Genomic DNA, 25,277 nt, shown 5'->3' with positions numbered 1-25,277 from the left:
GGGCTCAGGCAGCCGCATGGTGGTTCTCGTCCGTTCTCTTCGCCACGGCGGCGATCTGCGCCGCGTAGGTGTCCAGGCCCTCGGCGCCGCTGCCGGGCAGGCCGGTCAGGCGCGGCAGGAGGTCGCCGAAGGCGTTGACCTCGCCGACCGCGAAGCGGCGCCAGCCGGGGCCGGGCAGCAGGTCGACGCCGACGCAGTGGGTGCGGGGGAAGCAGGCGGCGGCGCGTTCGCACAGCTCCAGGGCCTCGGCCCAGCGGCGCGGACCGGCCGCCGCCACCGCATCGGCCAGCACGCCCCGGGCGCCGCCGAGATGGAGGTTGGTCATCGGCACCCGGCCGGTGCGCACCACCGCATGGGTGGCCCGGCCGCCGGTCACCACGACCCGCAGATCGGCGATGCGGCCGCCCAGGGACGCCTTGGGCAGCCAGCGTTCGAGGTGCAGGCCGTCGGGGGCGAGGGCGTCGACGATCGCGGCGATCTCGCGTTCGTCGGTGCAGGTGCGCACCCGGAGGGAGTTGACGAGGGTGCCGTCCGCGGCCCGGGCGACCGAGGTGGTGGCGCGGATGCGGCCGGGCCCGGCGGTCTCCAGGGCCAGGACGCCGGAGGCCGACGAGCCGTGCGCGGGCTTGACGAAGACCCGCGGCAGCCCGTGCTCCCGCATCAGCGCGCGCACCTGTGCCCAGCTCCGCGCCCGGTCGGTGACGCCCGAGGTCGGCGACGCCGGGACCCGTACGCCCGCGCCGTCCAGGACGCCGTGGCAGCGCCGCTTGTCGAAGAGGACCGCCAGCTCCTCGGGGTCGTCGAGGCGCCGGCCGCCGGAGAGCGACCGGACGGCGGCGAGCAGCCCGGCGTACCAGCGGGCGGTGCCGGCCACCCGGGCCGGATCGCCGGGGCCCCGCAGCACGGCGTCGACCTCGGCGTTCTCCCCGGGTGAGTCGATCCGTACGGTCTCGTGCGCGGCGAAGCGGGCGCCGCCGTCCCTCAGGACGGTGCGCCAGGGCACCACGCGCGGCGCGGGCAGCCCGGCCGCCCGCACGGCCGCGGCGAAGAGCGTGACGCGGCGGTTCTCCGGGTTTCCGACGACCGCGAAGCGGAGGCCGGGGCCACCAGGGGCGGCGGGGCCGGACGCGGCCGCCGCGGCCCCCGGCGCCGAGACGACCGGACCGGACGCCCCGGGCGCGGCCTCGGCCGTGGTCACTCCGCGACCGCCACGTACCGGTCCCCGTCCTCGTCGGCGGTCTCCGGCTCGCTGAGGTCCACCTCGACGCCGGCGGGCGCCAGGGCGGCGCGCACCCGCTCCTGCATCTCCTCGGTGAGGTAGTGGTGGTGCAGGTCGAGCCGGGTGAGGTGGGTGAGCGGCTGCCCCGCCAGCAGCGCCGCGGCGCCCGTGTCGCTCAGCGTCCCCATCGACAGGTCCAGGCTGCGCAGCCGCGCGACGACCGGGGCGGTGGCCAGGGCGGCGGCGATGTCGTCCTGGATCTCGCTGTTGTGCAGCGCCAGATGGGTCAGCCGGGGCCAGCGGCCGCCGTCCAGGAACGGTGCGAGGTCCTCGACGGTGGTGTTGGCCTCGTACCAGGACGAGCCGAGCCAGAGGTCGAGGTGTTCCAGGGCGGGCAGGTCGCTCGCCGCGACACCGCGGATCACGGCGGCGTCCACCCCGCCGGTCTCGATCGTCAGCCGCCGCAGCGCCGGATGGGCGAGGGCGGGGAACGCCAGGGACGTGCCGCCGCGGACGCCGAACTCCTCCAGGGCGGGGAACGCCGTGAGCAGCGGGGTGACATCCTCCTGGACGATCCAGGAGATCTCGCACTCCTCGAAGGTGATGTCGCCCAGGAACAGCGCCCGCAGCCCGCCGAGCCGCTCCCGCTCCTTCACCAGCGCCTCGCGGACCGGCTCGGGGCTGTTCTCGTACGACTCGCCCCAGGTGCCGATGACCAGCGCCCGTACGCGGGTCAGATCGACCGCCGCGGCGAAGCGGGCGAACAGCTCCGGCCAGCTCTCCTCCGATTCCCACTCCTCGACGGCGAGCCGCCACGCCACATCCGCCGCGCCCGGCAGCTCCCCCTCCTCGCCGGGCTCCCCGAAGTCGTGCACGGGCAGTCCGTGGAAGCGCTCCAGGTGCCGCGAGATCGTCATGTTTCCCACCCCTGACATCGAGACGGCGACCGCCGGATCACGGTCGCGCGGTGTTCGATGCCCGTTCTACCAAGCACCACTGACAACGCCTCGGCCGCGGGAACGCCGCCGGCCCGCCACCCGGTGGGCGGCGGGCCGGCGGCGTGCGGTCATCGCGTCCTCAGTCGACGCTGCGCAACAGCGTCTCCACGCCCTTGATCCGCGCCTCCAGCTCGGCCAACTGCCCCCGTAGCGACTCCTGTTGGGCGACCGACTCCTCGGCGAGCCTGCGGTACTCGGCCATCGCCGGGGCGTCGGCGCGGTGGCGCTGCAGCCGGAAGTACGCGATCACGCTCCCGGTGATGCCGCCGACGACGATCAGGACGACGGCGATGGCGATGACGGCCCCGGTCATGTGCGTTTCCCCTCCACGTCTTCAGGCCCCGTCGGTCGGCCGGGGGGCCTTGCCACCCGCCCGCTCCGACGGCGCCGCGTCGTCCGCCGCCTCGTCGGCCCGCACGGCCGCGAGGATCGTATCGATATTCACCCGCAGGTCGAACGGGGCCAGTTCGAAGTACTTGAGCGCCTTGCCGTCGTCGGACAGCTCCAGATTCCCGGTCACCAGACCGGCCTTCTCCAGGCGCTCCAGGTGCATGTAGAGCAGCGGCCGGGAGATGCCGAGACGGCGCGCCAGCTCGCTCACGTACAGCCGGCCTCCGGACAGTTCGGTGAGGATGCGGAGCCGCTGCGCATGACCCACCGCGGCGAGCACAGCCAGAAGCTCCTCGCTGGTCACGGCCCACCTCTGACATCCGGCTGAATGGTGCACCGAGAATTTCCCACCCCTCGCGCACCTGTCAAACGATCCGCCGCGGGCCCTCCACGCCCGCGGCCCCGGCCCCCTCGATCAGCTCCCGGACGGCCCGCGGGCTCCAGTGGCCCGCCGCCCCCGGGCGCGCCGCGACGTACGACGCGACCGTCGCGGCGTCCCACGCCCCGGCCGCCAGCAGCCCCGTGCCGACGCACCGCACATACGCGGCGGACGGCACCGTCCACGCCACGTCCCGCATCCGCCAGGGCGCCGTGAACGTGAGCACGGGCGCGCCGTCCAGCCACCCCGCGCAGACCAGCGTCTCGTACCGGCCCTCCCCCAGCACCGCCCGGCCGTGCGCGAGCACCTCGGTCAGGTCGAGGTCGTCGCCGGGCGGCCGGAGCATCTCCTGCGCCGCGATGTCCGCGAACTGCCCGGCCGCCAGCAGATGCGCCCGCGCCAGGACCCGGCCGCCGGCCCCCGGGTCGTAGAAGGCGCAGCCGCCGCCCCACACCGGCGACCGGGTCGCGAGGTACATCTCCCCGGCCAGCTCCACCGCGGCCGACTCCGCGGGCATCCGCCGGTCCCGGCACCCGGGATACGTGCGCGCCGCCCCGGCGGGCCGGCCGCCCTCGACGTAGCAGGCCAGCCGCTCCCGCTGCACGTTCGACCCGTAGGCGGCGTACCAGACCCGCCCGGGGGCGCGCGCCGCGCCCGCCGCCGGCTCCGGAACCCGCACCGCGTCCATGGGGCCAGTCTCCCCGCACCGGCGCGGGCGCGCACCCGGCCGCCGCCGTCCCCGCCCGCGGCCGCCCCGCCGTACGGCACAATCCGCTCGTGACCATCCGTCTACTGATCGCCGACGACCAGGAAATGGTCCGCCGGGCCATGCGCCGCATCGTGGAGAGCCAGCCCGACATGGAGGTGGCCGGCGAGGCGGCGAACGGCGTGGACGCCGTGGCGCTGGCGCGCACCCTCGCCCCCGATGTCGCGCTGGTCGACATCCGGATGCCGGGGCTGGACGGCCTGGAGGTGACCCGTCGCCTCACCGACCCCGCCACCGGCTCCCGCGTCCGCGTCGTCGTCGTGACCACCTTCGACCTCGACGAGTACGTCTACCCCGCGCTGCGCTTCGGCGCCTCGGGGTTCCTGCTCAAGCGCTCGGGTCCGGCGCTGCTGATCGAGGCGGTCCGGGCGGCGATGGCGGGCGACAGCCTGATCAGCCCCTCGGTCACGGTGCGGCTGCTGGAACACGTCACCGGCCCCGCGGCCGGCCGCCGCCCCCGGCGCCGCGACCCGCTGCTGACGGAACGGGAGGCGGAGATCGCCGGCAAGGTGGCCGAGGGCCGGACCAACGCCGACATCGCCCGCGAACTGTTCATCTCCGCGGGCACCGTCAAGACCCATGTCGCCAGCATCCAGCGGAAACTCCAAGTGCAGAACCGCGTCGGCATCGCGGTCCGCGCCTGGGAACTCGGCTACGCCACGGGGCGCACACCGGGCTGACGCGCGCCCCCGGCGCGAACCGGCTCCCCCGCCCGCGAAAGCTCCGTAGCCTCCCCCCATGGACCACGGCATCTCTCCCCGGCAGCGGCGGCGCCGAGGGTGGTGGGCGGGGGCGGCCGCGGCGGCGGCGCTCGCCCCCGCCGCCCTGAACCCGCCGGGCGCGGCCGCCTTCGCGGTCATGGCCGCGCTGGCGCTGGCCGCGGCGCTCGCGGCCTGGCCCCGCGGGCGCGTCTCGCTGGCGCACGCCGCCGGAGCGGTGGCGGCGCTCTCCCTCGCCGTGGACGTGGGCGGCTTCGGCACACCGGGCCTGATGCTGCTGTGGTACCCGTTCGAGACGCTCGCCCTGCTGGTCCTGCTGGAGCGGGTGGTTCGCCGGGTGCCCGGGCCCCGGATGGCCCTGGTCGCCGCGGTGACCGGCGCCGCCGCGGTCCTGCTGCCGCTCCGCCTCACCCTGCACGCGCCCGCCACCGGCCCGAAGGAATCGGTGGTCGCCGCCGCGCTCGCGCTCTTCCCGGCGGCCGTCGCGGCGGGCATCGGGCTGTATCTGCGCACCCTCGACCACCGCCGGGCGCACGCCGTGGCGCTGGCCCGCCGTGAGCAGCGCCTCGAAGTCGCCCGCGATCTCCACGACTTCGTCGCCCACGAGATCACCGGCATCGTCCTGGAAGCCCAGGCGGCACGGTTCACCGCCGACCCGGTCCACGAGGAGCACCACGCCCTGCTGGAGCGCGTCGAGGCGGCCGGACTGCGGGCGCTGGACTCCATGGACCGTACGGTGACCGCCCTGCGCGGCGCCGGCCACCACCCGTCACAGCCGCCGCCCACCCGCCGCCACGGCCTGGCCGACCTGCCCGAACTCGTCGACCGCTTCGCCGCGATGTCCCCCGCCGAGGTCACCCTGTCGCTGCCCGGCGACGCACCGGACGTCCTCTTGCCGGAGGCCGGGGACACCGCGTACCGGGTGGTCCTCGAGGCGCTGACGAACGTACGGCGCCATGCGCCCGGGACCGGCCGGATCGAGATAGCCGTGGCCCGGACCGCCGCCCCCGCCGTGGCGGTCTCCGTGGTGAACCACGCGGCCCCCACGGCGCCCGCGGCCGCCCGGCGCGGCGGCGGCACGGGCCTTGCGGGCCTGGACGAACGGGTCGCCGCACTCGGCGGGACGCTGACGGCGGGCCCGCACGGCCCCGGCTGGCGGGTGCACTGCCTGCTGCCGGCGCCCGGCTCCGGCCCCGGCACCGGCTCCGGCTGAGCGATATCTGCCGATCGGCAGATGTGCCGGGGCCCCGCATCCGGCACCGTCCAGGGACACGCCACGTCGCCTCCCCACCGGGGGCGCACCGCTCGTCCCCCAGGAGGAACCGATGTTCTCAGCCACCCCCGCGAAACGGCCCGCCGCGCTCCTCGCCACCGCGGCGGTGGCCGTCACCGCCGTCCTCGGCCTGTCCGGCTGCTCCGTGGACGCCTCGAAGGCCACCCCGGCGTCGAAGACCTTCCCCTACAACGGCAGCACCCTGAAGCTGACCACCCATGAGGTCGCCACCAAGGTCGTCGCCACCGACCGCAGGGACATCAAGGTCACCCGCTGGTTCGACGCCGCCGCCGGCACCGAGCACCTGGTGTGGCGCCTGAAGGGCGACACCCTCGACATCGACTCCGGGTGCAGCGGCATCGCCTTCTGCGACGCCAAGTTCAGGGTCGAGGTCCCCAAGGGGATCACCGTGACCAAGGACGGCGTCACGGCCCTGGAGGGCCGGCGCTGACCGGGACGCCCGGCGCCCGTCAGGAACGTCCGGCCGCGCCGGACTCCCCGCCGGACGGCACGGAACCGGCCCAGGGATCGCCGGCGCCGCGCGCCACATGCTCCTCGTAGGCCGCGACCTTACGGGTGATCAGGTCCAGACAGCCGGTGAGTTCGGCGATCTGCGCGGTGACCTGCTGCTGGTGCCGGCGGAGGATCGCCAGCCGGTCCTTCTCGTTGCCCGGACCGCTGCGGACGAGGGCGGCGAAGCTCCGGATGGTGGCCAGCGGCATACCGGAGGCACGGAACTTCGTGCAGTGGAGCAGCCACTCCACCTCCCACTCGCGGTAGACGCGGCGGCCGCTCGCATTGCGCCGCACCTCGTCGACGAGCAGCCCCTCCCGCTCGTAGAGCCGCAGCGCATCGACGCTCAGACCGGTGCGCTCCGCGACCTGCCCGATGGTCAACTCCCTCGCGACGCCGTCCATGCGGGGATCGTAAGGCCCACGGCCGTAAGGCGTTGACCTGGACCGCGGTCCAGCTCCTAGCGTCCGGGCCATGGGAACACCTCAGCACACCATCGGATCGGGGTTCGGCGCCCGCAGCACGGCCGACGACGTCCTGCGCGGCACCGACCTCTCCGGAAAGCTCGCGATCGTCACCGGCGGCTACTCGGGCCTGGGCCTGGAGACGACCCGCGCCCTCGCCCGCGCCGGCGCGCGCGTCGTCGTCCCGGCCCGCCGCCGCGCCCCCGCCGAGCAGGCCCTCGCCGCGATCGACGGCGCCGAGGTCGACGAGCTGGACCTCGCCGACCAGGACAGCGTCCGCCGCTTCGCCGAGCGCTTCCTCGCCTCGGGCCGCCCCGCCGACCTCGTCATCAACAACGCCGGGATCATGGCCTGTCCGGAGACCCGCACCGGCCCCGGCTGGGAAGCACAGTTCGCCGTCAACCACCTCGGCCACTACGCCCTCGTCAACCGCCTCCGTCCCGCGCTGAGGCCCGGCGCACGCGTGGTCGCCGTCTCCTCCGCGGGCCACCAGCTCTCGGCGATGCGCTGGGACGACGTGCACTTCACCCGGGGCTACGACCGGTGGCTGGCGTACGGCCAGGCGAAGACCGCCAACGCCCTGTTCGCCATGCACCTGAACACCCTGGGCCGCGACGCCGGCATCCGCGCGTACTCCCTGCACCCGGGCGCCATCATCACCCCGCTGCAACGCCACCTCTCCCGGCCCGACATGATCGCCAAGGGCTGGATCGACACCCACGGCAACGTGATCCACCCCGGCTTCAAAACCCCCGAACAGGGCGCCGCGACCGCGGTGTGGGCGGCGACCTCCCCCCTCCTCACGGACCACGGCGGCGCCTACTGCGAGGACTGCGACCTCGCGGCCCCCACCACGAGCAACGAGGCCTGGTCCGGCGTACGCGACCACGCCCTCGCCCCGTCCCAAGCCGCCCGCCTGTGGACCCTCTCGGCCGAACTCACCGGGGTGGACGCTTTCGGACCAGCGGGGGCCTAGCCACACCGATGGGCGGCCCCGCGTGGCCCGCTCCCCCAAACATCAGAAAACCCCAGGTCACAATGCATGTGACCTGGGGTCCCCATCTGAGCCGCCTAAGGGAATCGAACCCTTGACCTACGCATTACGAGTGCGTCGCTCTGGCCGACTGAGCTAAGGCGGCGTGGTGCGCGGCCCAGTCTACACATGCCGGAGGGGTGCTTCGTACTCGGTTGACGGGCTGGTCAGAGGGTGGGGGCGGGGTCAGGTGCAGCGCTTGTTCTTCGGGGGGACGGTGCCGTCGAGGAGGTAGGTGTTGACGGCCTTGTCGATGCAGCTGCTGCCGCGGCCGTAGGCGGTGTGGCCGTCGCCCTCGTACGTCAGCAGGGTGGCGCTGGAGAGCTGGTCGGCGAGGCCCTTGGCCCAGGCGTAGGGGGTGGCGGGGTCGCGGGTGGTGCCGACGACGACGATGGGGGCGGCGCCCTTGGCCTCGATGCGTTCGGGGGCGCCGGTGGGCTTGACCGGCCAGTACGCGCAGTTCAGGGAGGCCCAGGCGAACTCGTCACCGAAGACCGGGGACGCCTTGCGGAAGCGCGGCAGGTCGGCGCGGACCTGGTCGGGCGAGGTGTACGCCGGGGGCAGGTCGAGGCAGTTCACGGCGGGGTTGGCGTACATCTGGTTGGCGTAGTGGCCGTCCGGATCGCGCTCGTAGTAGCTGTCGGAGAGGGTCAGCAGGCCGCGGCCGTCGCCCTTCTCCGCCTGGGCGAGGTACTCACGCAGGACCGGCCACGCCTTCTCGTCGTACATCGCGGCGATCACGCCGGTGGTGGCGAGCGATTCGGTGAGGTGGCGGTCCTCGCCGGTGGGGAGCGGATGCGCGTCCACCTTCTTGAACAGGGCGGAGAGCCGCTTGCCGGCGTCCTCGGCGCTCTTCGTGCCGAGCGGGCAGTCGGAGTGTTCGACGCAGTCCTTGGCGAAGGCGGTGAAGGCGGTGTTGAAGCCGGCGGTCTGCTCGATGTTGACCTGGCGGGGGCCGAGCGAGGGGTCCATCGCGCCGTCCAGCACCACCCGGCCGACGTGGGACGGGTACAGCCCGGCGTACGTCGCGCCGAGGAAGGTGCCGTACGAGGCGCCGACGTAGTACAGCTTCCGGTCACCGAGGACGGCGCGCAGGACGTCCATGTCGCGGGCCGCCTCGACGGTGGAGACATGCGGCAGGAGCTTGCCGGAGCGCGCCTCGCAGCCCTTGGCGAACTTCCGGTAGGCGTTGGCGAGTTCGGTGACCTCGGCGGCGTCGTCGGGCGTCTGGTCGGTCTGGGTGAAGCGGTCCATCTCCTTGTCGGAGAGGCACTCCACCGGTGCGCTGCGGGCCACACCGCGCGGGTCCATCGCCACCATGTCGTAGCGGGCGCGGACGGCGGCGGGCTCCGGGGCGTACTGCTGGAGGTAGTCGATCGCGGAGCCGCCCGGGCCGCCGGGGTTGACCATCAGGGAGCCGATGCGCTTGCCGGGGCCGGTGGCCTTCTTCCGGGCGACGGCGAGCTTGAGGTCGCCGCCGGCGCCTGGCCGCTCGTAGTCCAGCGGCGCCTTCATCGTGGCGCACTCGAAGCCGCTGACGCCGCACGCGTGCCAGCTGAGCTTCTGGTCGTAGTACTGCCGCAGGTCGGCGGGGACGGCGGTGGGCAGCGGGGCGAGGGCGGACTTGGGGGCGCGGCCGGCCCCGGACGCGTCGGCGTCCTCGCCGCGCCCCGGGCCGGCCGCGCCGGGGGTGGACGACGGTCCCGAGGAACAGCCGGAGATCAGCAGCGCGGTGGCCGCGAAGAAGGCGGCGGAGATACGGAACAGACGGCTGGTGGCCATGGGCGGTCCCTTGTCCCTGTGGGCCCTGTGGGCGTACGGAGTACGAAGTGCTGGCGGTACGGGGCGGCGCCGCGCCCGTCGGATGGGTGGCCGGGCGTGGTGCCGGGGTCGGTGGCCGGTGCGGGGTATGGGCGCGGTGCCCGAAATCTTATGAACGGAGGGTAGCGGGGCGAGGGCGGTGTGTGCTGTACGTCGGGGGGAGTGGACGTGGCGGTGGCCTTCTGCGGCTCGGGGAGTCCGGGGATCCGGGCCTGGCGATTTCCTCGCCGGGGGCTGAGGGCTGCGGATGTGGCGTTGCCCGGCTCGGCGCGCACCGCTCCCCCGGCCGGTGTCCGGCTCAGGCGGAGCGTACGGGTCGGTTCACCGCGCCGGGACGGCCGACGCCACCCGGCTACGGCTGCCGGCCCGCGCGCCGACCCCGGCCCCAGGACCGGAACCGGGCCGAAAGAGCGCCCCGCCCCTCACCCCGCCCGCAGCGCCGCCGTCATCGCCTCGACCGCCAGCAGGGGCGCGACGTTGCGGTCCAGCGCCTCCCGGCAGGCGATGATCGCCTCTATCCGGCGCAGGGTGCGGACCGGCGTCGAGGCGCGGGCGATGCGGTCGAGGCTGTCGCGGACCTCGTCGTTGGCGAGCGGGACGGGGGCGCCGAGCTGGAGGGTGAGGACGTCGCGGTAGAAGCCGGTGAGGTCGACCAGGGCGAGGTCGAGGCTGTCGCGCTGGGTGCGGGTGGCACGGCGCTTCTGGCGGTCCTGGAGCTCCTTCATCACGCCCGCGGTGCCGCGCGGCAGCCGGCCGCCGGTGCCCGCGGCCGCGCCGAGGGCGGCCCGCAGCTCCTCGGTCTCCTTGGTGTCGACCTCCTCCGCGACCTGCTTGGCGTCCTCCCCGGCAGCGTCGATCAGCTCCTGGGCGGCCTTGAGGCAGCCGCCGATGTCGTCGATGCGCAGCGGCAGCTTGAGGACCGCGGCCCGGCGGGCGCGGGCCCGCTCGTCGGTGGCGAGGCGGCGGGCCCGGCCGATGTGCCCCTGGGTGGCGCGGGCGGCGGCCGCCGCGGCAGCCGGCTCGATGCCGTCGCGGCGCACCAGGACATCGGCGACCGCGTCGACCGACGGCGTACGGAGCGAGAGGTGGCGGCACCGGGAGCGGATGGTCGGCAGGACGTCCTCGATGGAGGGGGCGCAGAGCAGCCAGACGGTGCGGGGCGCGGGCTCCTCGACGGCCTTGAGCAGGACGTTTCCGGCGCCTTCGGTGAGGCGGTCGGCGTCCTCCAGGACGATCACCTGCCAGCGGCCGCCCGCCGGCGAGAGCGACGCCCGGCGCACCAGGTCGCGGGTCTCCTTCACGCCGATGGAGAGCAGATCCGTACGGACGATCTCGACGTCGGCGTGGGTGCCGACGAGGGTGGTGTGGCAGCCGTCGCAGAAGCCGCAGCCGGGGGCGCCGCCCAGCGCGCGGTCCGGGGAGACACATTGCAGGGCGGCGGCGAAGGCGCGGGCGGCGGTGGAGCGGCCCGAGCCGGGCGGGCCGGTGAAGAGCCAGGCGTGCGTCATCCGGGAGGCGCCCCCGGGCTCCGCGGCGGCCGGCTCACCGGGCGCGGCGGGGGCCTGCTCGGCGGAGACGAGGGCGTCCGCGTCCCGTGCGGCCGCGGCGAGTTCCTGCGTCACCCGCTCCTGGCCGACCACGTCGTCCCATACCGCCATCGCTGACCGCCGTCCCTCTCCCGCTCCGCGCCCGGGGCCGCCGGTCGCGGCCTCCGTACCTGCTGGTCGTGCGCCACCGCGCCGGGGTGCGGCTGCCGCCGCACGCGCCGCCGGGCCCGCGCTCGTTCCATTGTGGTGCACCCCACCGACAATCCGGTCCGGGCCGCCGCCCGCCCCGGTACGCGAAACGCCCGCGGCCCGCAGCGGTGAGGCTGCGGGCCACGGGCGCCGGCGGCGGTGGGAGGGGTCAGCCGCGGCGGCCCCGGCGGTCGTCGCCGTCCTCGGAGCGGCGGCCGAACAGCTCGTCGGAGAGGGTCGGCAGATCGTCCAGCGGGGTCTCCTCCGCCCACTCCGGGCGGCGCCGGGTGCGCTGCGGGGGCTCGACCGGGCGGCCGGTCTCCGGGTCCAGCTGCGGCAGCTCGCGGGTGCGCTCGGCGCCGGACTCGGCGGGCGCCGGGTGCTCGCGCGCGGTGGTGTGCGCGCCGCCGCGCTCCTCGTCCCGGAAGAGCCAGGACGGCACCCGGTCCTCGGGGGCCGCGCCGCGCTCCTCGGGGCGGACCGCCGGGAGGACGCTGGTCTCCTCGGAGTCCGGGTCGAACGTGGCGCGCGGCAGCACCGCCGTCTCGTCCGCCGCACCGGGCAGCGGCAGCGCGGCGGTCCGCTCGTTGTCGGCGTCGCCGGCCGAGTCCGTGGCGGAGCCGTCGCCGGAGCCGGGACGCGCGCCCCGGTCCGGGCCGGAGCCGGACGGCTCGGCCGACGAGCCCGTCGACGTACCGCCCTCGTGCGCCGTCCGCTTCCGCAGATCGGCGACGGGCGTCTCCGTCGTCGGCGCGTCGGCGGCCTCGGCCGCGGCCCGGGCCTGCGCAGCCGCCTTCGCCTCGGCCGCGGCAGCCGCCTCGGCCGCCGCGATCCGGGCCTGTTCGGCGCGGAGCAGCGCCTCCTCGGCCTTGCGCTGCTTCTCCTTGCGGCGCTCCTCCGCCTCGGCGCGCAGCCGGGCCTCCTCCGCGGCACGCAGCCGCAGCCGCTCCTGCTCCTCGGCGCGGGCCCGCTCCTCGGCCTCGCGGCGCCGGCGCTCCGCCTCCGCCGCGAGCCGCGCCTCCTCGGCGCGCTGCCGGGCCTCCTCGGCCAGCCGGGCCTCCTCGCGGGCCTTGGCCTCCTCGGCCTCGCGGCGCTTGCGCTCCTCCTCCTCGGCGCGCAGCTTCGCCAGCTGCTCCTGGCGCTCGCGCTCCAGGCGCTCCTCCTCGGCCTTGCGCGCGGCCTCCTCCTCGGCCTTGCGCCGGGCCTCCTCCTCGGCCGCCTTGCGCGCCTCCTCCTGCGCCTTGACCTCGGCCGCCGACAGCGGCAGCACCTGGTCGAGGCGGTGGCGTACGACGGTGGTGACGGCCTCCGGCTCCTGGCCGGCGTCGACGACGAGGTAGCGGGCCGGGTCGGCGGCGGCCAGGGTCAGGAACCCGGCGCGGACCCGCTCGTGGAACTCCGCGGGCTCCGACTCCATCCGGTCCGGCGCCTCGGTGAACCGTTCCCGCGCGGTCTCGGGGGTGACGTCCAGCAGCACCGTCAGATGCGGCACCAGGCCGTCGGTGGCCCAGCGGGAGATCCGGGCGATCTCGGTGGGCGCGAGGTTGCGGCCGGCGCCCTGGTAGGCGACGGACGAGTCGATGTACCGGTCGGTGATGACGACGGCGCCGCGCTCCAGGGCGGGGCGGATGACGCTGTTGACGTGCTCGGCGCGGTCGGCGGCGAACATCAGCGCCTCGGCGCGGTCCGACAGGCCGGAGGTGGAGACGTCCAGGATGATCGAGCGCAGCCGCTTGCCGATGGCCGTCGCGCCCGGCTCGCGGGTCACCACGACCTCGTGGCCCTTGGCGCGGATCCACTCCGCGAGCGCCTCGACCTGCGTGGACTTGCCCGCGCCGTCGCCGCCCTCCAGGGCGATGAAGAAGCCGGTGGGCGCGGGCGCCTGCGCCGGGTCGCCGCCGCGCAGCGCCTCGCGCAGATCGCGCCGCAGCGGCACCCCGTGACGGTCGTCGACCTTGCCGAGGACCCAGGCGGCGACCGGCAGCAGCAGCGCGCCGACCAGCATCAGCGCGAACGCGGCGCCGCCGTGGTCGAAGGCGAACGTGCCGCTCCCGACCCGGTGCGGGCCGATGACCGCGGCCAGCAGCGGCGCGACGATCGCGGCCACCGCGACCGCGAGCCGGACGACGGCGTGCAGCTGCCCGGTGATCCGGGCGTGGTCGCTCTCCTCGGCCTCCTGCTCCAGCAGGACGTGGCCGGTGTTGGCGGCGATCCCGGCGGCCACGCCGGCGACCAGCGCCAGCAGCACCGCGGTCGTCGCGTCCGTCACCAGGCCCATGACCAGCAGCGCCAGGCCCGTCGCGGCGACCGCGAGGGCCAGCAGACGGCGGCGGGAGAGCGCGGGCAGCACCCGGCGGGCGCCGCGGATGCCGGCGACCGGGCCGCCGGTCAGCACCAGCACCAGGAGCGCGAAGAGGACCGGGCCGCCGCCCAGGTCGGCGGAGTGCAGCACGGTGAGGGAGACCGCGGCGGCGAGGGCCGCGGCGACCGAGGCGCAGGCGAGCACCAGCAGCGGGGCGGTGCCGGTGCGGCCCTTGTCCGCGCCGGCGGCCTTCGGGCGGCGCAGCCCCTCCAGCGGGGAGCGCGGCCGGGGCGTTGCGCCACCGGGCAGCTCGATGAAGTACAGGACCGACACGGACGCGGCGAACAGACCGGCCGCCACATAGGAGCCGAGGGCGGCCTGGTGGCTGTCGAACCACGCCACGCCGGCGCCCAGCAGCTTGCCGATGAGCGTGACGACGACGAGCGCGGCGGCGGCGAGCGGCAGCGAGACGAAGGTGGTGCGCAGCGACAGCCGCCGCAGCGCGGCCATGTTGTCGGGCAGCGGCCGGACGGTGGCGCCCTCGGGCGGCGGCGCGGGCAGCAGCCCCGGCGCCGCGCTCTCCCGGGCGACGGTCCAAAAGCGCTCGGCGACGCCGGTCAGGAACACCGTGACCAGCAGCCAGGCGAGCGCGTTCGCCCGCGTCCAGTCCAGCCACAAAGGCGCGACGACCAGCAGCGCGACCCGGACGACATCGGCGACGATCATCGTCCAGCGGCGGTCGAGCGGCCCGGAGGGCGCGGTCAGCGCCGACAGCGGGCCCAGCAGGACCGCCCCGAAGAGCAGGGTCGCCAGCATCCGGGCCGCGAAGACCACGGTGACCGCGAGGGCCGCGCCCCGGTAGCCGCCGCCGAACACGGCCTGGCCTCCCAGCGGCACGTACAGCGCCGCCTGGAGGGCGAGAAGGACGAGGACCAGCATGGACAGGGCATCACCGATGGCCCCGACGAACTGGGCGCTCCACAGTCGCTTCAGTGGGGGGAAGCGCAACAGGGCTCGTACGGCGCGCTCGCGGGAATCCGCGGCAAGGGCGCCTGAAGTGGGGGTCTGGGCCGTTGGCTGCTCGGCACGCGTCATCCGCCCAGCCTATCGGCAGGCCGTCCGCCTGCGGGCCCCGCCCGAACAAAGGGGCGGGCCCGACGGGCCACCGCCCGCCTTGCCCGCCCTTGTCCTCGTACGGCGCGACGGCCGCTTCGAGGGCGCGCGGTATGCGGCCGCGCGCCGGGTTACGGCGGGGGCGGCGGACCGTGCCCGCCGCCCCCGCCGCTCACTCCTCGCCGGGCGCCTCGGCCACGGCGGTCTTCTTCGCCGCGGTCGTCTTGGCCGCCGCCGTCTTCTTCGCGGCGGTGGTCTTCTTCGCCGCCGTGGTCTTCTTGGCCGCGGTCTTCTTCGCCGCCGCCTTCTTCGCGGGCGCCTTCTTGGCCGCCTTCTTCGCCGGAGCCTTCTTGGCGGTCTTCTTCTTCGCCGGGCCCTTGGCGCGCTTCTCGGCCAGCAGCTCGTAGCCGCGCTCCGCCGTGATCGTCTCGACGTCGTCGTCGCGGCGCAGCGTCGCGTTGGTCTCGCCGTCGGTGACGTACGCGCCGAACCGGCCGTCCTTGACCACCACCGGCTTGCCGCTGACCGGGTCGGTGCCCAGCTCCTTCAGCGGCGGCTTGGCGGCGGCCCGGCCACGCTGCTTGGGCTGGGCGTAGATCGCCAGCGCCTCCTCCAGCGTGATCGTGAACAGCTGCTCCTCGCTCTCCAGCGAGCGCGAGTCGGTGCCCTTCTTCAGGTACGGGCCGTAGCGGCCGTTCTGCGCGGTGATCTCCACGCCCTCGGCGTCCGCGCCGACGACGCGCGGCAGCGACATCAGCTTGAGCGCGTCCGCGAGGGTCACGGTGTCCAGCGACATCGACTTGAAGAGCGAGGCGGTCCGCGGCTTCACGGCGTTCTTGCCGGTCTTCGGGGTGCCCTCGGGCAGGATCTCGGTGACGTACGGGCCGTACCGGCCGTCCTTGGCGACGATCTGGTGGCCGCTTTCGGGGTCGGTGCCCAGCTCGAAGTCGCCGCTGGGCTTGGCCAGCAGCTCCTCGGCCAGCTCCACGGTCAGCTCGTCGGGCGCGAGGTCGTCCGGCACATCGGCGCGCTGATGGCCCTCGGCGTCCTTCTCGCCCCGCTCGACGTACGGGCCGTAGCGGCCGACCCGCAGCTTGATGTCGTCGCTGACGGGGAACGACGAGATCTCCCGGGCGTCGATCGCGCCGAGGTCGGTGACCAGCTCCTTGAGGCCGCCGAGGTGGTCGCCGTCGCCGTTGCCGGCGTCCGAGGCGGCGCCGGAGGCGCTGTCCTCGCCGCCCTCGCCGAAGTAGAAGCGCCGCAGCCACGGCACGGACTGCGCCTCACCGCGGGCGATGCGGTCGAGGTCGCCCTCCATCCGGGCGGTGAAGTCGTAGTCGACGAGCCGCCCGAAGTGCTTCTCCAGCAGGTTGACCACGGCGAAGGAGAGGAAGGACGGGACGAGCGCGGTGCCCTTCTTGAAGACGTAGCCGCGGTCCAGGATCGTGCCGATGATCGACGCGTACGTCGACGGACGGCCGATCTCCCGCTCCTCCAGCTCCTTGACCAGCGTCGCCTCGGTGTAGCGGGCCGGGGGCTTGGTGGCGTGGCCGTCGGCGGTGATCTCCCGGGCGCCCAGCGCGTCGCCCTCGGCGACCTGCGGCAGCCGGCGCTCGCGGTCGTCCAGCTCGGCGTTGGGGTCGTCGGCGCCCTCGACGTACGCCTTGAGGAAGCCGTGGAAGGTGATGGTCTTGCCGGACGCGGTGAACTCGGCGTCCCGCCCGTCGGCGGCACGGCCACCGATCTTGACGGTGACGGAGTTACCGGTCGCGTCCTTCATCTGGGAGGCGACGGTCCGCTTCCAGATCAGCTCGTACAGCCGGAACTGGTCGCCGGTCAGGCCCGTCTCGGCCGGGGTGCGGAAGCGGTCGCCGGAGGGGCGGATCGCCTCGTGCGCCTCCTGCGCGTTCTTGACCTTCCCGGCGTAGCTGCGCGGCTTCTCCGGCAGGTAATCGGCGCCGTAGAGCTGCGTGACCTGCGCACGGGCGGCGGAGATCGCGGTGTCGGAGAGCGTCGTGGAGTCCGTACGCATATAGGTGATGAAGCCGTTCTCGTACAGCTTCTGGGCCACCTGCATCGTCGCCTTGGCGCCGAACCCGAGCTTGCGGCTCGCCTCCTGCTGGAGGGTGGTCGTCCTGAACGGCGCGTACGGGGAGCGGCGGTACGGCTTGGACTCGACGGAGCGCACCGCGAAGGCGGTCTCGGCGAGGGCGGCGGCCAGCGCGCGGGCGTTCGCCTCGTCGAGGTGGAGCACCGCGTCGCTCTTGAGCCGGCCGTCGGCGCCGAAGTCGCGGCCCTGCGCGATGCGGCGGCCGTCGACGGTGGCGAGGCGGGCGGTCAGCGTCGACGGATCGGAGCTGTCACCGGCCCGGCCGGTGGCGAAGGTGCCGGTCAGGTCCCAGTACTCGGCGGAGCGGAAGGCGATGCGCTCGCGCTCGCGCTCGACGACGAGACGGGTGGCGACGGACTGCACCCGGCCCGCCGACAGCCGCGGCATGACCTTCTTCCACAGGACCGGCGAGACCTCGTAGCCGTAGAGGCGGTCGAGGATGCGGCGGGTCTCCTGGGCGTCGACGAGCTTCTTGTTCAGCTCGCGGGGGTGCGCCACGGCGTCGCGGATGGCGTCCTTGGTGATCTCGTGGAAGACCATGCGGTGGACGGGGACCTTGGGCTTGAGGATCTCCTGGAGATGCCAGGCGATGGCCTCGCCCTCGCGGTCCTCATCGGTGGCGAGGAAGAGTTCGTCGGACTCGGCCAGCAGCTGCTTGAGCTTCTTGACCTGGTCCTTCTTGTCGCTGTTGACGACGTAGATGGGCTGGAAGTCGGCGTCAACGTTCACGCCGAGGCGGGCCCACGGCTCGCCCTTGTACTTCGTCGGCACCTCGGCGGCGCCGTTGGGGAGGTCACGGATGTGCCCGACACTGGCCTCGACCACGTATCCGGGGCCGAGATAGCCCTTGATCGTCTTCGCCTTGGCGGGCGACTCGACGATGACGAGGCGGCGGCCGCCGCCCTCTGCGGTCTCGCTGGTCGGGGACAACTTGGCTCTTCTCTCCGGTCGACGCCTGGATACCTCCAGGCGATAGCGCTGGAGGCGGACACTGCGGTGTCGCTTGACGCTGCGGAGTGTGACGGTACCTCCCGCCCCCGTGTCAAACGGAAAATCCCCGCAACGCCACTCGAACGGTAACCCGACTACATGCCTTCCTGCCGCCCGGACCGTTTTCCCCGGCGGCGCCGGTGTGCCGTCGCGATGTCCGGCGGCCGGGCTCCGTACGGCGGCCTACTGGCAGGATGACCGGGTACGGCTCCTCTTACGGACCGCCCGCCGCCGCCAGCACGCACACTCGGGGGACAGATCACTCATGGCGAACCAGCATCCCGGCCCTCCCCAGGACGAACCCAACCCGTACGCCACGCCGGCGCCACCGGCCCCGCCCGCCGCGCCGGACCCGTCGGCGAAGGCCGATCCGCTCGCGAAGCCGCAGGGGGACGCGGCGGGCGCGCCGGGTGCGGCCGCGGCCGGGCCCGGTGCGGCGCCCGGGGTTCCGCCGCAGCCCGCCACACCGCCGCAGCCCGGTGCCGCACCGGCCGCGTCCCCGTACGGATATCCGCAGGGTGGCGGCCCCGGGCAGCCCGGTTACGGCTACCCGCAGGCCGCGCCGCAGTCCGGGTACGGCTACCCGGGCGGCGCCACACCCCCGGCCTCGCCGACCGCTCCGCCGGTCGCTCCGCCGCAGCCGCAGGGCGCGCCGGGCTTCCCGCCGCCCGGCGGCGGCTTCGCGCCGGGGCCGCAGCCGGGCGCCGGGGTCGCCTTCTCCATCGGCGACATCGCGATCAGCGGCGACACGATCATGACGCCGTCCGGGCCGATGCCGCTGAAGGGCGCGATCTGGACCGCCACGGACATGTCGCGCACCGAGGAGAAGATCCCGACGCACGCGATCGTCCTGGGCATCGTCTTCTTCTTTTTCTGCCTGCTCGGACTGCTCTTCCTGCTCATGAAGGAGCGGGTGACCACCGGCTTCGTGCAGGTCACGGTGGCCAGTGGCGGACGTCATCACGCCACGATGGTCCCCGTGCAGTCCCGGGAGCAGGTCATGTACGTGCTGAACCAGGTCAACCACGCCAGGTCGCTGAGCCTGTGACCGGTCGGCCCGCGACAGGCACGCCCGTGACCTGCGGTTCCTTGTCCTGTGAGCCGGTGGCATGACCGCCACCGGCCCCGTACCGCACCCCGCCGGACCGTCCGGAGAGCCGGACGGCCCCGGCATCCGCGCAGCCACGCTCCGCCGCGCGGCCCTGGGCCTCGGCATCGGCGCGGCGGGCGCCGTCTACCTCTGGCACACCAACCCGCACGAGCCGGGTCATCTGCTCCCCGGCTGCCCGCTCCGGTGGGCGACCGGCCTGCTCTGCCCGCTGTGCGGCGGCACCCGCCTCGCGTACGACCTGCTGCACGCCGACGTCGTGGCGGCGTTCCACGACAACGCCGCCGTGCTCGTCCTGGGCGTACCGGCCGCCGGCTACGCCGTCGGACGCTGGCTGATCACCGGGCTGCGCGGCCGCCGCTACCGCCTGCGCCTGTCGAGCCGCGCGGGCGCCGCGGTCCTGGGCATCGCGATGGCGTGGATGCTCGTCCGCAACCTCGTGGGCTGATCCGCAATCCCGTGGGCTGAGCGGTCGGGCCGCATCCGCCGGCCGTCGCCGCGGCCGGCCGTGCCCGAGGGACGACCGGCCGCGGCGACGGCACCGTGGGCATACGGCAGCCGCGTCAGCGCACCGTGACCGTGAGCTCGGGCGAGACGGTGGTGTTCACGGCCATCCGCAGGTGGTTCACGCCCTTGATGCCGAGCTTGACGCGCACCGAGTAGGCGCCTGTGGCGTTCACCGGGGTCTGCGCGGGCAGCGAGACCCAGCGGGTGCCCTGCTTCTGCTGGACGGTGACCTTGGTGCCCGCCGCGATGCCGTGCGAGGTGCCCGTGATGCGGAACTCCTCCCACGCGCCCGCGGAGGAGACGCTCGCCTTGGCGGTGAGCGACGCCGTGGCCGGTGCCGTCGCCGAGACGGGGGTGGGCGAGTGCAGCTGGGCGGGCGCGGCGAACGCGGCGGCCCCTCCCCCGACGAGCAGGGAGGCGGTGATCACGCTGACGGCGGTCAAACGGAGTGCTCGGTTCATGACAGTCCTCACTGGCTGGGCTGATGGATCCGACAACCGGACTCACGGCGGAGGCCCGTCGCCTGCCCGGCGCCCCCGCCCGTCCTCATCCCGAGTGAGGGGCGGAAGAGGCGGCCGGGTTCCCCCGCCGCCTCCCGAATTCGGCGTCTCTTCCGATTTGGCCGGATCCGACCCCTCGGCGGGCGACACCGGAACGCGGGGCGGCGGCACCGGGCGCACCCTCCCGCCACGGCCACGCCGAGCACCCGGCGCACCTCACCGCCGGGCGCGCCTCACCCTCGCCGCGCCCCCGGACCCGTCAGCCCCGCGCCCCCTCAGCCATCCGTCCCCACCGGCTCCAGGAACCCCTGCTCCACCAGCATCCGGATCGCCTCCGGCGTGCGGTCGCGCAGCAACACCGGGTCCTCGCCCATGAGTTGGGCGATGGCGTCCAGGATCCGGCCCGCCGGCAGCGAGCCGTCGCAGACCCCGGCGAACCCGGCACCGACCGTGTCCACCTTGGTGGCGCGCCGCATCCCGCGGTTCTGCCGCAGCACCACATGCTCCGGGTCCTCCGCGCCCGGCAGCCCGACCTGCTCCTGCACCACCTCGCCGGCCAGCCGGAAGTGCCCGGCGAGCAGCGCCGCGTCGTCCGTCCGGCGCAGATAGTCCTGGCGCGCGAAGTGCCCGACGACGGTCTCGCCCAGCGGCTGCTCCACCGGGTGCGGCCACTCCTCGACGATGACCGACGGATCGTCCGCACCGGACTTGCGCAGCGTGATCCAGCCGAAGCCGACGGCCTTGGTGCCGCGCGCCTCGAACTCGTCCAGCCAGGCGTCGTACCGCGCGGCGTACTCCTCGGGGGAGGTCCGGTGGTCGCCGCCGTCCCGCAGCCACAGCTCGGCGTACTGGGTGATGTCCTGCACCTCGCGCTGGACCACCCAGGCGTCGCAGCCGCGCGGCACCCACGAGCGCACCCGGTCGGTCCACTCCTCGCCCTCGACGTGCTGCCAGTTGGCCAGCAGCTGGCAGTACCCGCCGTCGTTGAGATGCGCGGCGGCCTGCTGCACCAGGGTGCGGCACAGGTCGTCGCCGCCCATCCCGCCGTCGCGGTACGTCAGCCGGGCGCCGGGCGAGATCACGAACGGCGGGTTGGAGACGACGAGGTCGTACTTCTCCTCGCCGACCGGCTCGAAGAGCGAGCCCTCGCGCAGCTCGGCGGGGGCCGCACCGGAGAGCGCCAGCGTCAGGGCGGCGATCCGCAGCGCCCGGGGGTTGAGGTCCGTCGCCGTGACGTGGGTGGCGTGCCGGGAGGCGTGCAGCGCCTGGATGCCGGAGCCCGTGCCGAGGTCGAGCGCCCGGCCCACGGGCGTGGGGACGGTGATCCCGGCGAGCGTCGTGGACGCGCCGCCGACGCCCAGCACCAGCGCGGAGCGGTCCACCTGCCCGGCGCCGCGGATGCCGCCCGCGCCGCCGACCGCGCAGCCCAGGTCGGAGACGACCCACCAGTCCTGCCCCTCGGGACCGCCGTACGGGCGGACGTCCACCTGGGCGCGCACCTCGTCGCCGTCCTGGACGAGCCAGCCGTCCGCGAGGCAGTCCGCCACCGGCAGCGCCGCCTCGGCGCGGGCGCGCGGCTCCGGGCGCTGGAGGAGGAAGAGCCGCACCAGCGTCTCCAGCGGACTCTCGCCCCGGGTGGCGCGCAGCGCGGGCACCGTCTCGCTGCGGGCCAGCGCGGCGTAGGCGGGCGCGCCCAGCAGCTCCAGCAGGCCGTCGGCGGTGAAGTCGGCGGCGAGCAGCGCGGCGCGCATCCGGTCGGTGCGGGCGCGGCTCTCGGCGTCGCGGACATCTGTGGTGGGGAGGTGCGTACTCACGCCGTCCATTGTCGACCCCGCCACCGACAATCGGCGACGGCCCGGCGCCGCGCGCCTCGCGGGCGCGGCGCCGGGCCGTGGACCGGTTCCGGGTACGGGCCGCGAAACGGCCCGCCGGCTACGACTTCTTGGACGCCTCGCCCGAGGGGGAGGCGGGCGCGTTCTGGCTCTGGCAGCCCTTCTGACCGGCCATCGCCTTGCCGACGTCGCCGGACTCCAGCTTCTTGAAGGCGGCCTCGCTCTGCTTGTTCAGCTTGTTGATGCCGTTGGAGAGGTCGCGCAGCCCGTCGGCGAACTTCAACTTGTCGCCGGTGTCCAGGCCGTCGACCTGCTTCTTGAGGTCCGCGTACCCCTTGGAGAGGGCGTTGAGCTCCTTGACCGCGTCCTTCTGGGCCGCCTCGCCGTTGTCGCTCGGCGGGGGGCCCGCCTTGCTCAGGGAGGAGGCGAGGGACTTGTAGGCGTCGGAGATCTTCTGGAAGGCCGCCGAGTCGGTCTGCTGGACCTTCTTGGAGTCCGTGGTGCCGTCATCGGCCGTCTGCATCGCGGCGTTGGCATCCTGAATCTTCTTGAACTGGGCCTGCGCGGGGTCGCAGAACGTCTTGGCCCAGTCGTCGAGCTTCTTGCTGCTGTCGTCGCTGCACCCGGTCAGCGCGAGCATCAGTGCCGCACCGCCGGACAGCGCGGCCACAAGCTTCTTGTTCACCGGATCGGTCCCTTCCATGGCTCTCGGCCCCGGAACATACACGGCCAAAGGGCCTGGCCTGCGAGCGGGCCATCCGCTACGTACCGCATTGAAGCCATTTGCACCAAGGAAGGTGAGGCCTTCCGCACTCGTAAGACGACGGGTGGCGGGCGCCCTCCCCGAGCACCCGCCACCCGTCTGTCACGCCGTCAAAGACGCTTTCCCCGTCAGGACGCGGCGACCGTCTTCGCGGTCTCGGCGGCCTTCGCGGACTTCTGGGAGTTGTCTTCGTCACCCACGGCGATACCGCGCCGCTTGGAGACGTACACCGCGCCGACGATGATCAGCAGGGCGAGCGCCGCGGCGCCGATGCGCACCCCGATGTTCTTGTCGGCGCCGAAGCTGAACTTCACGACCGCCGGGGCGATCAGCAGCGCCACCAGGTTCATGACCTTGAGCAGCGGGTTGATCGCCGGTCCCGCGGTGTCCTTGAAGGGGTCGCCCACGGTGTCGCCGATGACCGTCGCCTCGTGCGCCTCGCTGCCCTTGCCGCCGAAGTGCCCGTCCTCGACGAGCTTCTTGGCGTTGTCCCAGGCGCCGCCGGAGTTCGACAGGAACACCGCCATCAGCGTGCCCGTGCCGATCGCGCCGGCGAGGAACGAGCCGAGCGCGCCGACGCCGAGGGCGAAGCCGACCGCGATCGGGGTGAGCACGGCGAGCAGCCCCGGGGTGGCCAGTTCGCGCAGCGCGTCCTTGGTGCAGATGTCGACGACCCGGCCGTACTCGGGCTGTTCGGTGTGGTTCATGATCCCCGGGCGCTCGCGGAACTGCCGCCGCACCTCGAAGACGACCGCACCGGCCGACCGGGACACCGCGTTGATGGCCAGCCCCGAGAAGAGGAAGACCACGGAGGCGCCGAGGACCAGCCCGACCAGGTTGTTCGGCTGCGAGATGTCCAGGCTCAGCCCCATCCCGCTCGCCGCCTTGCCGACGGCCTGCTTCGCCGTCGCGAGGGCATCGCGGTACGAACCGAACAGCGCGGCCGCGGCCAGCACCGCCGTCGCGATGGCGATGCCCTTGGTGATCGCCTTGGTGGTGTTGCCGACGGCGTCGAGGTCGGTGAGGACCTGCGCGCCGTCGCCGGTGACATCGCCGGACATCTCGGCGATGCCCTGCGCGTTGTCCGACACCGGCCCGAACGTGTCCATCGCGACGATGACGCCGACGGTGGTGAGCAGCCCCGTACCGGCCAGCGCCACGGCGAACAGCGCCAGCATGATCGAGGCGCCGCCGAGCAGGAACGCCCCGTAGACCGCGAGGCCGATCAGGACCGCCGAGTAGACCGCCGACTCCAGGCCGATCGAGATGCCGGAGAGCACGACGGTCGCGGGGCCGGTCAGCGAGGTCTTGCCGATGTCCTGGACGGGCCGCCGGCCGGTCTCGGTGAAGTAGCCGGTGAGCTGCTGGATCAGCGCGGCCAGCACGATGCCGATGGCGACGGCGACCAGCGCGAGGATCCGCGGGTCACCGGCCCGGCCCAGGATCTCCGGGTCGGTGACGCCCGCCAGCCCCTGATACGTCGACGGCAGGTAGGTGAACGCCGCGGCCGCCACCAGGATCAGCGAGATCGTCGCGGAGATGAAGAAGCCGCGGTTGATGGCGGTCATCCCGCTGCGGTCCGCGCGGCGCGGCGCCACGACGAAGATCCCGATCATCGCGGTGACCACCCCGATCGCGGGCACCAGCAGCGGGAAGGCCAGCCCGGCGTCGCCGAAGGCCGCCATGCCGAGGATGAGGGCGGCGACCAGCGTCACGGCGTACGACTCGAAGAGGTCGGCGGCCATTCCGGCGCAGTCGCCGACGTTGTCGCCCACGTTGTCGGCGATGGTCGCGGCGTTGCGCGGGTCGTCCTCCGGAATGCCCTGCTCGACCTTGCCGACGAGGTCCGCGCCGACGTCCGCGGCCTTGGTGAAGATGCCGCCGCCGACCCGCATGAACATCGCGATCAGCGCGGCGCCCAGGCCGAAGCCCTCCAGCACCTTGGGCGCGTCGACCGCGTAGACGAGCACCACGCAGGACGCACCGAGCAGGCCGAGGCCGACGGTGAACATGCCGACCACGCCGCCCGTACGGAAAGCGATCTTCATGGCCTTGTGCGAGACCGCCGTAAGATCCTTTTTCCCGATCCCGTCGCCGTTCCCGCCCGCGGCCGGAGTGGCTTCCCGGGCCGCGGCCGCCACCCGCACATTGCTGCGTACGGCGAGCCACATGCCGATATAGCCGGTGGCCGCCGAGAATCCGGCGCCGATCAAGAAAAACACACTGCGGCCCGCCCGCTGCGTCCAATTGTCCGCGGGCAGCAGCATGAGCAGGAAGAAGACCACCACGGCGAATACGCCGAGGGTCCGCAACTGCCGTGCCAGGTACGCTTTCGCGCCTTCCTGCACCGCCGCGGCGATCTTCTTCATACTGTCGGTTCCCTCGCCGGCCGCGAGCACCTGACGTACCAGCACCGCGGCGACGACCAGCGCCGCCAGTGCGATGGCGGCGATCACCAGCACGATGCCGCGGTTGCCCGCCGTCAGCGATGGTCCGGCGAGAAGGGAGGGGGAGTTCAGCGACTGAGGGGTGTATGGCCCCGCCATTCGTCCTCCTTGACGTTTGGCACATGGGCGCGCGCAAGCACGCTCAGGCGAACTGAGCAAGATGTGGACGGATTGTAGGGAGCCGCACGGCATCAAAACAGTGCGCCGGAAACGGAATTCGGCCGCAGCCGGGAAGATCAAAAGGACCGCGCCCGAAGAATTAGCCCGGACGATGGAAAGCGGCTAATTCGCTGA

Annotated in this window: 20 protein-coding genes and 1 tRNA gene; 6 read left to right on the top strand and 15 right to left on the bottom strand. The window is 74.0% G+C overall.

Annotation, left to right across the window (positions count from 1 at the left end; translation table 11 throughout):
- Positions 1-4: 4 nt before the first annotated feature.
- The 5 genes from ABT345_RS13945 to ABT345_RS13925 all read right to left on the bottom strand — a co-directional run bounded on the left by ABT345_RS13945 (position 5) and on the right by ABT345_RS13925 (position 3,674).
- Positions 5-1,198 carry an STM4014 family protein gene (locus ABT345_RS13945; protein ID WP_345077640.1) on the bottom strand — a complete coding sequence of 398 codons (1,194 nt, stop codon included), beginning with the start codon at positions 1,196-1,198 and terminating at the stop codon, positions 5-7.
- On the bottom strand, positions 1,195-2,136 hold the full coding sequence (locus ABT345_RS13940; protein WP_345077644.1) for an STM4015 family protein: 942 nt from the start codon (positions 2,134-2,136) through the stop codon (positions 1,195-1,197). The genes ABT345_RS13945 and ABT345_RS13940 overlap by 4 nt, the downstream gene beginning before the upstream one ends.
- 160 nt (positions 2,137-2,296) lie before the next feature.
- Positions 2,297-2,530 carry a hypothetical protein gene (locus ABT345_RS13935; RefSeq protein WP_345077647.1) on the bottom strand — a complete coding sequence of 78 codons (234 nt, stop codon included), beginning with the start codon at positions 2,528-2,530 and terminating at the stop codon, positions 2,297-2,299.
- 21 nt (positions 2,531-2,551) lie between these two features.
- Positions 2,552-2,911 (bottom strand): ArsR/SmtB family transcription factor, encoded by a 360-nt coding sequence (locus ABT345_RS13930; protein ID WP_345077650.1) that lies wholly within the window; start codon positions 2,909-2,911, stop codon positions 2,552-2,554.
- 61 nt (positions 2,912-2,972) lie between these two features.
- A complete protein-coding gene (locus tag ABT345_RS13925) occupies positions 2,973-3,674 on the bottom strand; it encodes a histone deacetylase (protein ID WP_345077653.1) in 702 nt (233 codons plus the stop codon).
- An 89-nt stretch (positions 3,675-3,763) separates the two neighbouring features.
- Between ABT345_RS13925 and ABT345_RS13920 the strand changes: the two genes are divergently transcribed.
- From ABT345_RS13920 to ABT345_RS13910, 3 genes are all read left to right on the top strand, one after another.
- The gene (locus ABT345_RS13920; protein ID WP_345077656.1) at positions 3,764-4,432 is read left to right on the top strand and encodes a response regulator; all 669 of its coding nucleotides are present in this window, start codon (positions 3,764-3,766) and stop codon (positions 4,430-4,432) included.
- Between the two features lie 58 nt (positions 4,433-4,490).
- Positions 4,491-5,684 (top strand): sensor histidine kinase, encoded by a 1,194-nt coding sequence (locus ABT345_RS13915; protein WP_345077659.1) that lies wholly within the window; start codon positions 4,491-4,493, stop codon positions 5,682-5,684.
- Between the two features lie 112 nt (positions 5,685-5,796).
- Positions 5,797-6,195: a hypothetical protein gene (locus ABT345_RS13910; protein ID WP_345077662.1), complete on the top strand. Its 399-nt coding sequence runs from the start codon at positions 5,797-5,799 to the stop codon at positions 6,193-6,195.
- 19 nt (positions 6,196-6,214) lie between these two features.
- Here ABT345_RS13910 and ABT345_RS13905 read toward each other — a convergent pair whose 3' ends face one another.
- Entirely contained in the window at positions 6,215-6,661 is a 447-nt protein-coding gene (locus tag ABT345_RS13905; protein ID WP_345077664.1) for a MerR family transcriptional regulator, read from the bottom strand.
- A gap of 70 nt (positions 6,662-6,731) precedes the next feature.
- On the opposite strand from ABT345_RS13905, the gene ABT345_RS13900 reads away from it, so the two are divergent.
- A complete protein-coding gene (locus ABT345_RS13900; RefSeq protein WP_345077666.1) occupies positions 6,732-7,697 on the top strand; it encodes an SDR family NAD(P)-dependent oxidoreductase in 966 nt (321 codons plus the stop codon).
- A gap of 89 nt (positions 7,698-7,786) precedes the next feature.
- Here the strand turns inward: ABT345_RS13900 and ABT345_RS13895 are convergent.
- From ABT345_RS13895 to topA, 5 genes are all read right to left on the bottom strand, one after another.
- Positions 7,787-7,860 (bottom strand) — tRNA-Thr (locus tag ABT345_RS13895).
- Positions 7,861-7,940: 80 nt separating this feature from the next.
- Positions 7,941-9,536, bottom strand: a complete 1,596-nt coding sequence (locus ABT345_RS13890; RefSeq protein WP_345077669.1) for an alpha/beta hydrolase — start codon at positions 9,534-9,536, stop codon at positions 7,941-7,943.
- Between the two features lie 461 nt (positions 9,537-9,997).
- The gene (locus ABT345_RS13885) at positions 9,998-11,233 is read right to left on the bottom strand and encodes a DNA polymerase III subunit delta' (RefSeq protein WP_345077671.1); all 1,236 of its coding nucleotides are present in this window, start codon (positions 11,231-11,233) and stop codon (positions 9,998-10,000) included.
- 247 nt (positions 11,234-11,480) lie between these two features.
- Complete coding sequence (gene tmk / locus ABT345_RS13880; RefSeq protein ID WP_345077673.1) at positions 11,481-14,708, bottom strand: dTMP kinase; 3,228 nt, start codon at positions 14,706-14,708, stop codon at positions 11,481-11,483.
- A 190-nt stretch (positions 14,709-14,898) separates the two neighbouring features.
- Positions 14,899-17,766 (bottom strand): type I DNA topoisomerase, encoded by a 2,868-nt coding sequence (gene topA, locus ABT345_RS13875; RefSeq protein ID WP_345077675.1) that lies wholly within the window; start codon positions 17,764-17,766, stop codon positions 14,899-14,901.
- A gap of 325 nt (positions 17,767-18,091) precedes the next feature.
- On the opposite strand from topA, the gene ABT345_RS13870 reads away from it, so the two are divergent.
- Both ABT345_RS13870 and ABT345_RS13865 read left to right on the top strand, forming a co-directional pair.
- Positions 18,092-18,874 (top strand): hypothetical protein, encoded by a 783-nt coding sequence (locus tag ABT345_RS13870; protein WP_345077678.1) that lies wholly within the window; start codon positions 18,092-18,094, stop codon positions 18,872-18,874.
- A gap of 61 nt (positions 18,875-18,935) precedes the next feature.
- Positions 18,936-19,382 carry a DUF2752 domain-containing protein gene (locus ABT345_RS13865; RefSeq protein WP_345077681.1) on the top strand — a complete coding sequence of 149 codons (447 nt, stop codon included), beginning with the start codon at positions 18,936-18,938 and terminating at the stop codon, positions 19,380-19,382.
- 115 nt (positions 19,383-19,497) lie between these two features.
- Here ABT345_RS13865 and ABT345_RS13860 read toward each other — a convergent pair whose 3' ends face one another.
- The 4 genes from ABT345_RS13860 to ABT345_RS13845 all read right to left on the bottom strand — a co-directional run bounded on the left by ABT345_RS13860 (position 19,498) and on the right by ABT345_RS13845 (position 25,082).
- Positions 19,498-19,902 (bottom strand): hypothetical protein, encoded by a 405-nt coding sequence (locus tag ABT345_RS13860; RefSeq protein WP_345077684.1) that lies wholly within the window; start codon positions 19,900-19,902, stop codon positions 19,498-19,500.
- 314 nt (positions 19,903-20,216) lie between these two features.
- Complete coding sequence (locus ABT345_RS13855; RefSeq protein WP_425584413.1) at positions 20,217-21,764, bottom strand: DUF7059 domain-containing protein; 1,548 nt, start codon at positions 21,762-21,764, stop codon at positions 20,217-20,219.
- Positions 21,765-21,873: 109 nt separating this feature from the next.
- Positions 21,874-22,458: a small secreted protein gene (locus ABT345_RS13850; RefSeq protein WP_345077690.1), complete on the bottom strand. Its 585-nt coding sequence runs from the start codon at positions 22,456-22,458 to the stop codon at positions 21,874-21,876.
- Between the two features lie 206 nt (positions 22,459-22,664).
- Positions 22,665-25,082 (bottom strand): sodium-translocating pyrophosphatase, encoded by a 2,418-nt coding sequence (locus tag ABT345_RS13845; RefSeq protein ID WP_345077693.1) that lies wholly within the window; start codon positions 25,080-25,082, stop codon positions 22,665-22,667.
- Positions 25,083-25,277: the final 195 nt, after the last annotated feature.

Source organism: Streptomyces sp. NPDC000404, assembly GCF_040300365.1.
Classification (GTDB): Bacteria; Actinomycetota; Actinomycetes; order Streptomycetales; family Streptomycetaceae; genus Streptomyces; species Streptomyces ramulosus.
The sequence above is the reverse complement of the archived record's forward strand: the minus strand, read 5'-3'. Positions and strand labels throughout refer to the sequence as shown.